The sequence below is a fragment of the Actinoplanes sp. NPDC051633 genome, assembly GCF_040681735.1.
GTDB lineage: Bacteria > Actinomycetota > Actinomycetes > Mycobacteriales > Micromonosporaceae > Actinoplanes.
This window is the reverse complement of the sequence record NZ_JBFAZH010000352.1, coordinates 1-6,753: the sequence shown is the minus strand read 5'-3', so window position 1 is coordinate 6,753 and position 6,753 is coordinate 1. Positions and strand designations below refer to the sequence as shown.

Annotated in this window: 6 protein-coding genes and 1 pseudogene; 1 reads left to right on the top strand and 6 read right to left on the bottom strand. The window is 66.1% G+C overall.

Annotation, left to right across the window (positions count from 1 at the left end; translation table 11 throughout):
* The 6 genes and pseudogenes from AB0M20_RS20215 to AB0M20_RS20190 form a co-directional block, all read right to left on the bottom strand.
* Nucleotides 1-233, bottom strand: a pseudogene (locus tag AB0M20_RS20215) (hypothetical protein); the annotation flags it as partial.
* A gap of 39 nt (nucleotides 234-272) precedes the next feature.
* A complete protein-coding gene (locus AB0M20_RS20210; protein WP_364300229.1) occupies nucleotides 273-896 on the bottom strand; it encodes a hypothetical protein in 624 nt (207 codons plus the stop codon).
* Between the two features lie 842 nt (nucleotides 897-1,738).
* The gene (locus tag AB0M20_RS20205) at nucleotides 1,739-2,290 is read right to left on the bottom strand and encodes an AAA family ATPase (protein WP_364300227.1); all 552 of its coding nucleotides are present in this window, start codon (nucleotides 2,288-2,290) and stop codon (nucleotides 1,739-1,741) included.
* A gap of 302 nt (nucleotides 2,291-2,592) precedes the next feature.
* The gene (locus tag AB0M20_RS20200; RefSeq protein WP_364300225.1) at nucleotides 2,593-3,678 is read right to left on the bottom strand and encodes an IS110 family transposase; all 1,086 of its coding nucleotides are present in this window, start codon (nucleotides 3,676-3,678) and stop codon (nucleotides 2,593-2,595) included.
* A 207-nt stretch (nucleotides 3,679-3,885) separates the two neighbouring features.
* On the bottom strand, nucleotides 3,886-4,758 hold the full coding sequence (locus tag AB0M20_RS20195) for an IS5 family transposase (RefSeq protein ID WP_364300223.1): 873 nt from the start codon (nucleotides 4,756-4,758) through the stop codon (nucleotides 3,886-3,888).
* 268 nt (nucleotides 4,759-5,026) lie between these two features.
* Entirely contained in the window at nucleotides 5,027-5,857 is an 831-nt protein-coding gene (locus AB0M20_RS20190; protein WP_364300221.1) for a class I SAM-dependent methyltransferase, read from the bottom strand.
* Between the two features lie 60 nt (nucleotides 5,858-5,917).
* Between AB0M20_RS20190 and AB0M20_RS20185 the strand changes: the two genes are divergently transcribed.
* Nucleotides 5,918-6,598 (top strand): helix-turn-helix domain-containing protein, encoded by a 681-nt coding sequence (locus tag AB0M20_RS20185; RefSeq protein ID WP_364300219.1) that lies wholly within the window; start codon nucleotides 5,918-5,920, stop codon nucleotides 6,596-6,598.
* The last annotated feature ends 155 nt before the right edge of the window (nucleotides 6,599-6,753 follow it).

Here is a 6,753-nt window from a genome sequence, read left to right as displayed (position 1 = left end):
AACATCAATAGCGATTTAAAGTACATAGACCACTTATGTACGCTTTCAAGGCTATCATCTAGTCTTTCTTGTTTCTGCTCAATACTTAACAAAGACTCGGCGGCGTGCGCGGCCGAGGCCCGTCCGCCGACCAGGGCGCCGCTGGAGACGGCGGCGGCGCCGGCGAGAAAATTGCGACGTGATGAGCGACTGTGCTGCCAGCCCGATGGGGCCGGGCGTTCGTCAGAGGTCATGATTGTTCGTCCTCACGCGGTATCCAGCGTTCCGGAAGATCATTTGACGGTGATGTTGCCGCCGCCGAGGAATCCTGCCCTCGCATAGAAGACGGTTGCGGGATCAAACTCGCTGGTCACAGCGGTCGTGCTGGACAGCTGGATGGCGAAGAAGTCACCCTTCGATGGGATGTGGTTGCTGTCGTTGTCTCGCACTTCGACCTCGAAGCGGCACGACGGCGCGGTCCGCGATTCCTTCTTGGCGCAGCTCGTAGGGAAGCCCACGGGCGCCGTCGAGGTGGGCCAGTACCGGCCGAGGAAGATCAGCGTGTTCGCGGGATCCGGCGGCGGGTTCTGACCGATACAAATGGCCGATTCGAGCACCGGGTCGATGACGTCGACGACACCATGGATCCCGAACGGCTGCCCTGCGATGCTCGAAAAAACGTAGGTGCCCTGCTCAACGTAGGCGAGCTGGATGCTCAATTTACCGGTCGGCGGGTTGAGGCCGCCCTTGTCCTCACAACTGAAGCTGAAGCCCAGGGACGCCTGGCCGTTGAATCCAACGCTGGGCGGCAGGTAACCGCCGCCCCGGCCGGTGCATGCGCCCAGCACCGCGAGCAGGATGCCCGCGACACCGACCGAAACCGATCGCCGAAGAACTCGTGATCCGCCAATCCTCATAGCTCTTCTCCATCACTGTCCGACAATTCGAGACGCGCAACCGTGATTTCTTCTTGAGTTGCCTCCGTCCCCTGTTCGGCCCTTCGGTACCCGGGCCGTGACCGGTCAACCAGGCAATTTCACGCGAGTAAATGCGGCAAAAAGGACTGAGCCCACGGGCTCCCCATCCGTCGGTTTATTGCGCACGAAAGGTGCCGAAGTGAAGGAACGTCGGGCGTTGAAGTCCGGCGTACGTCACCACACCCGAGTGCGGGACAGGCCGGACGTGAGCGCGGCGAGTGGTGCGGCCGGATGATCGCGCTCGTCGGTCTTCCGTGAGCCGGCGAGGTCGACATCCATGACCGCCGGGCTGCCGTCGCGCTCCTCGGACTCCCGCTGCTCCCAATCTGCTCCCCCATCTATGTCCGCCGGTCGGGCCGGCGAAGGCCGTTAGCGTGGCGCGCCTCGGCGTAGTGACCATGCGCCGTGCGGACCAACCGCGCGGACGATGGTCCGGTGCCATCAGCCGGGAGTCGGCGGCTCGCGGGCCGCAGATTTGTACAACCTCGTCGGACGTCAGCGGTTCCCGCGAGGCTGAACGGGCCTGGAGCAGTCAGTCACTTCAGCTCGCGCCGGAAGCTGCAGATCGCCGACTTCGACGGTCCAGTTCAGCGCGCGCTGCTGGCGGGCAGCGGCTGACACGAACATGGCGGACGCCGAGGAAGGACGGCTACGTGGCCGATGCTGCTGATGGCAAGGTGCAACGCGCTTTATCGGCGGCAGTTTGGTGCGACAACGGAAGACTGGATAGAGCGAAATAGAGGAGCCTGGGTGTCCAACTGACGGATACCTATTCCAAGCCGTCACATCAGTGGGGCATGATCTGCTAATTCGCGGACGAGTTGCTCAGCGGTTTCCGCAGGCGTGAGCGTGGACGTGTCGAACCACCAGCCGGTATCGCCGAGTTCTCGCCGCATGTCTGCCTCAAGGCGGTGATAGCCGTCGAACTGGAACCGTTCGTCTGGGTCGCGCGTCGCGTCTCGATGCTGACAAACCTCCACCCCGGGCGCGAGGATAACGAGCCGGACCGGCCGCGGCGCCAACAGGCCGAGCAGGAAATCCAGCTCCGCCCGGTCCGCCACGACGGTGTCCATGAGCACGGTGAATCCAAAATCGATGAAGTTGTCGGCGAGCGAGCACATGTTGCGATTGCAGAGTTCGTCCTGGTGCAATGCCTCGTCTGCGGGTTCACCCATGAAACCCACACGGCCGCTGAGGATCATCTGGTTCACGTCATCGCCCTTGACCTGAGCAGCTCGAGGCAGCAACCGTGCAGCCAGTGCGGTTACGGTCGACTTGCCGGCCCCCGGCATCCCCGACACGATCACGCACCCCACCAAGTCTTCAGACGTCATGGGTCGTGATGCTCCTACTGAGGTCGCGGCGCATCAACCGGTTTGCCCGGGTCCGCTCCCGATCCCGCACCACGACAGCGGAGAGTTGATCAAGCGCAGGTCTGTAAGGGGCAGCGAGTGTGCGGGCTACATCGGCCAGCTGGTACGGACAGTGACGAGCGCCTCGAGAGCGGCCCGCGTTGTCTGCGGCAAATCAGTGCGACTGCTAGGCCGTGTTTCGTAGGGCTCGGAGCCATTGGTTGATGGCGGCGATGGTGATCGTGGCTTCGTAGCGCACGGCAAGTTTGATGCCCCTATGGATGTCAAGCGATCGATGGCCGGCTGGTGTGCCGCGGTGTTCGGGCGATGAGTTCGTAGAGCTCGCGTGCGACATAGCGTTTCAGGCAGCGGATCGCCTCGCGTCTGGTCTTGCCTTCGCCGACACGTCGGTCGATGTAGGCACGGGTGCGCAGATCCCAGCGAAGTCGCGCTATGACAATTATGTAGAGGGCGGAGTTGGCCTGGCGGTCGCCGCCTCGGTTGAGCCGGCGTCGTTGGGTTTTGCCGGAGGACATCTCGATGGGGCTGGCGCCGCAGAGGGCCGCGAAGGACGCTTCGCTGGTGAGCCGTTGCGGGTTGTCGCCGGCGGCCAGGAGAAGCGCTGCGGCGGTGTCGGGACCGACGCCGTAGCGCTGCAGCAGTTCTGGTGTGTGGGCGTCGACGGCGTCGGTGATCCGCTGGTTCAGGTCGTCGACCTCGCGGGTGAGTTCGATGATCCGGCGAGCCAGCAGGCGCAGGGTGTATGCGGCGGCTGCCGCTGGTGTGTCGGGCTGGCCCGGGTCGAGGTCGGCGCATCGGCGGATGAGTTTGGGGTTGCTAAGTCCGGTCATCGAGTCGCGCAGGGCCGGGTCCGCGCCGACGAGGATGGCCTTGAGCTGGTTGATCGCCTGCGCCCGTGACTTGGTGGCCGAGGCTTTGGCCAGCTTGAACAGGCGTATCCGCTCGACGTGACCGTCGCCAGCCTTGGCAACGGCGGTGGCTCGACCGGACAGGACCGCACGAGCTGCTGCTTCGGCGTCGATGGCGTCAGTCTTGCCGCGACGGCGCCGGTGGGCCTTGTCCGGCTGGTTGACCTCGATGACGGCGATCCCGGCGGTCAGCAGGTGGCGAGTCAGCGCCGCTCCGTAGGAATGTGTGCCCTCCACTCCAGCCTGCCGCAGCCGGCCCAGTGTGCTAGCCCAGGCCAGCAGCCCGCGGTAACCCTTGGCGGTGGTGGGGAAACTATGACTGCCAAGGAGGACGCCGTGAATGTTGATGACTGCGGCGACGTGGATGTCCTTGTGCGTGTCGACGCCAAGAATCACTTCGGGGGAGGTGTCGTCTTGGCCGGTAGTCGGCGGGTGGGACATGCTGGGCACGGTTGTTCGGCTCCTGACGGCTGAAGGAACGAATGGCCGTCGCCGGGCCGGCAAGGGGCGGTCAGGACTGTGATGGCGCCTTGTTAGCGGCAAGGCCCCTATCGGGACACGTCACGCCGGTCCGGCGGCAGCAAGCACCGCCTGGGACCCGAGTCGACAGATCAAACTCAAGGCATCGAGAGCCGGTCGTATCTCGGGTCAGACCCGAACCCCGGGCGGCACCTGATCATCCTCACAGTCGTACCTGGTGGCCATGGCGCGGTGTTGTTTGAGCTGGTTGATGCCGCACTCGACAGCGTGGCGCAGGCGGTAGACCTCAGGGTTGAAGGCGGGCGGTCGCCCGCCCTTCGACCCCTTGGCCTTGCGGTGGGCATCCTGGTCGGCCTTGCTCGGAATACACGCGGCGATACCGCGGCGGCGCAGGTAGGCACGGTTGGCCTTCGAGGTGTACGCCTTATCGGCCAACACCGTGTCCGGACGGGTCCGCGGCCGGCCGCCATCGGCACGGGCGACTCGAACTTTGGCAAGCACGGCGATGAACTGAGGGCTGTCTGCGCACTGACCGGCGGTGACCACCACAGCCATCACCTTGCGGCTTTGTTCGCAGGCTAGGTGGGTCTTGGTGGTCCACCCGCCCCGCGACCGGCCGAGCCCGTGATCCACCAGCTCGGCCTGGACACCGCCGGGAGGTTCCTTCTGCCGATCACCGTCACGGCGGGCTCCAGCCGCATGCTGATGGGCGCGGCTGATCGTGGAGTCCACGCTCACCGTCCAGCCGATCAACCCGGCCGCATCGGCCCGGGTCTGCAGCAACGCCAGGACCTGCGCCCAGACGCCGTCGCGCTGCCAGCGACGGAACCACCGATACAGGGTTTGCCACGGCGGGTACTCCGCGGGCACGTCGCGCCACGGGGATCCGGTTCGGACCCGCCACCTGATCCCGTCGATGATCAGTCTCATCGTCCATCTGCGCGGCCGAGCATGACCCGTTCCCGCCGGCAGCAACGGCTCGAGCACCGCCCACTGCCCGTCGGTCAGATCATGTCGCCTCGCTGCCGCTACGCTCGGCACGAGGTCTCCGGTGTGAAGTTCTAGCTTGGTCGCTGAACCAAATACCGGAGACCTCGTCAGTTATCGATCATCGCCACGCCGCGACATCGACGCTCCTACGAAACACCGCCTAGTTGGCACATCGTCGGCCTTACTCAGTAGCAGCGGGCACAGTCGCGGCGCAGCGGCTCGCCGTTCAGTTCGGTCGTGCTGTGGAGATTCCCCGGGAGCGCATTGTGGGCGGTCAGGTACGGATCCCGGGCGCCTGCGGTCACGGCTATGGCGGCCGTCAGGCTGCTTTTGTGGCCATGATCTGGAGGTATTCGGCGGGGGCGATCAGTGTCCCGTCGGTGGCGCGGTTGTACTTCTGCAGACAGTCGGCGAGTTCGTTGGCGAGGGCCTGTTGCCCAGTAGGGTCGAGGCGGTCGAAGATCGCCTTGGTCGGGCCGACGTAGGTGCGGTTGAATTCGACGCGCGCGGCGGGCGAAGCGGCGCACATCTCGGTGGTCAGTACCTGCGTGTTGAGGTCTGTCACGCCGGAGCCGAGCAGCTCTCGGACGTGGGCTTCGGTCCCCCACTCGATCGGGCTGCGGGCTCCCCGGATGGGCGGGAAGGGTGCGAAGCGTCCGGCGGTGGCCTGGGAGCTGGCCATGACGCTCCGTGGCGTCCACGCCGTCAGGCCGATGCGACCTGCCGGCCGGCACACCCTGACCAGCTCGGACGCGGCCCGCGCCTGGTCGGGTGCGAACATGACCCCGAAGGTGGACAACACCACGTCGAACGTGCCGTCCGGGAACGGCAGCGCCTGGGCGTCCGCCTCCTCGATCTCGACCACCAGGCCTTCCACCGCAGCGCGCCGCGCCGCTACGTGCAGGAGTTGCGGGACGAAGTCGGTGGCGGTGACTCGTGCGCCACGGCGGGCGGCGGCCAGGGCGGCGTTGCCGGAGCCGGCGGCCACATCCAGCACCCGTTCGCCGGGGTGAATGTCGATCGCCCGGCACAGCAATTCGGCCACGATGACTTGCTCGGCTCCGGCTCGGGCGAAGTCGCCCAGCGCCCACATGGCGCGGGCCCGTTGGGTCATCAGCGCGAACTCCTCCGGGGCCGGGTTGGTCTCCATGCCCACCTCCCTCAATTGGCTACTCGTATCGAGCAGTGAATGCTCTTGTAGAGTAGCCGAGTGGCCGGTCCCGTCAACCCCCGGCGTCGCTACGAGTCGCCGCGCCGCCGGCAGCAGGCGCAGCAGACCCGTGGCGCGATCCTCGACGCCGCCCAGAATCTGTTCACCGATCGCGGCTACACCGCCACGGCGATGCCGGCCATCGCCGCGACGGCAGGGGTGGCGCTCAAGACCGTCTATCTCGCCTTCGGCACCAAGGCCGGCGTGCTGCACGCGCTCTGGGACGTCCGCCTCGGCGGTGACGACCAACCGATCCCCATCGTCGACCGGCCCTGGTACCGCCAGCTACTGCAAGCCGACGACCCCCACACGCTCCTGCGCACAGCCGCCCGTCAGTCGCGCCAGACCAAAGACCGCGCCGGCGCCGTGATGCACATCGTCCGCAACGCCGCGCTCACCGACCCTGCCATCACCGATCTGTGGCAACGGATCGAAACGGAGTTCCGGACCGTCCTGCACGGTTTCGCCCAACGGCTCGACGAGCTCGCGGCCCTGGCCCCAGCGATCGGCGTCACCACGGCGACCGACATCCTATGGACGCTCAACCATCCGGACACCTGGCACCTGCTCGTGCACCGCTGCGGCTGGACAGCGAACCAGTACGAGCAATGGGTCGGCGACACCCTCCTCGTCCAACTTCTCGGTCACCTCGATCAGGCCACCGAACAGACACAGGTGTGACCTGCATACTTGACATCGTCGGCGCCCAGCCAGTCGGGGCAGGCGTTCGTCGCGATCCGGTACAGCCAGGTCCGCGCCGGACCCCGCCGCGCCGGAGCCGATCGCCGTCGGCGGTTCGGCTGTCGGTGCTCTTGGCTATTCTGTCCCGGCTCGGG

Excerpts from the sequence above, each read along its gene's own strand:
- AB0M20_RS20190 (WP_364300221.1), bottom strand. The coding sequence starts at position 5,857 with ATGGAGACCAACCCGGCCCCGGAGGAGTTCGCGCTGATGACCCAACGG.
- AB0M20_RS20205 (WP_364300227.1), bottom strand. The coding sequence starts at position 2,290 with ATGACGTCTGAAGACTTGGTGGGGTGCGTGATCGTGTCGGGGATGCCG.
- AB0M20_RS20200 (WP_364300225.1), bottom strand. The coding sequence starts at position 3,678 with ATGTCCCACCCGCCGACTACCGGCCAAGACGACACCTCCCCCGAAGTG.
- AB0M20_RS20210 (WP_364300229.1), bottom strand. The coding sequence starts at position 896 with ATGAGGATTGGCGGATCACGAGTTCTTCGGCGATCGGTTTCGGTCGGT.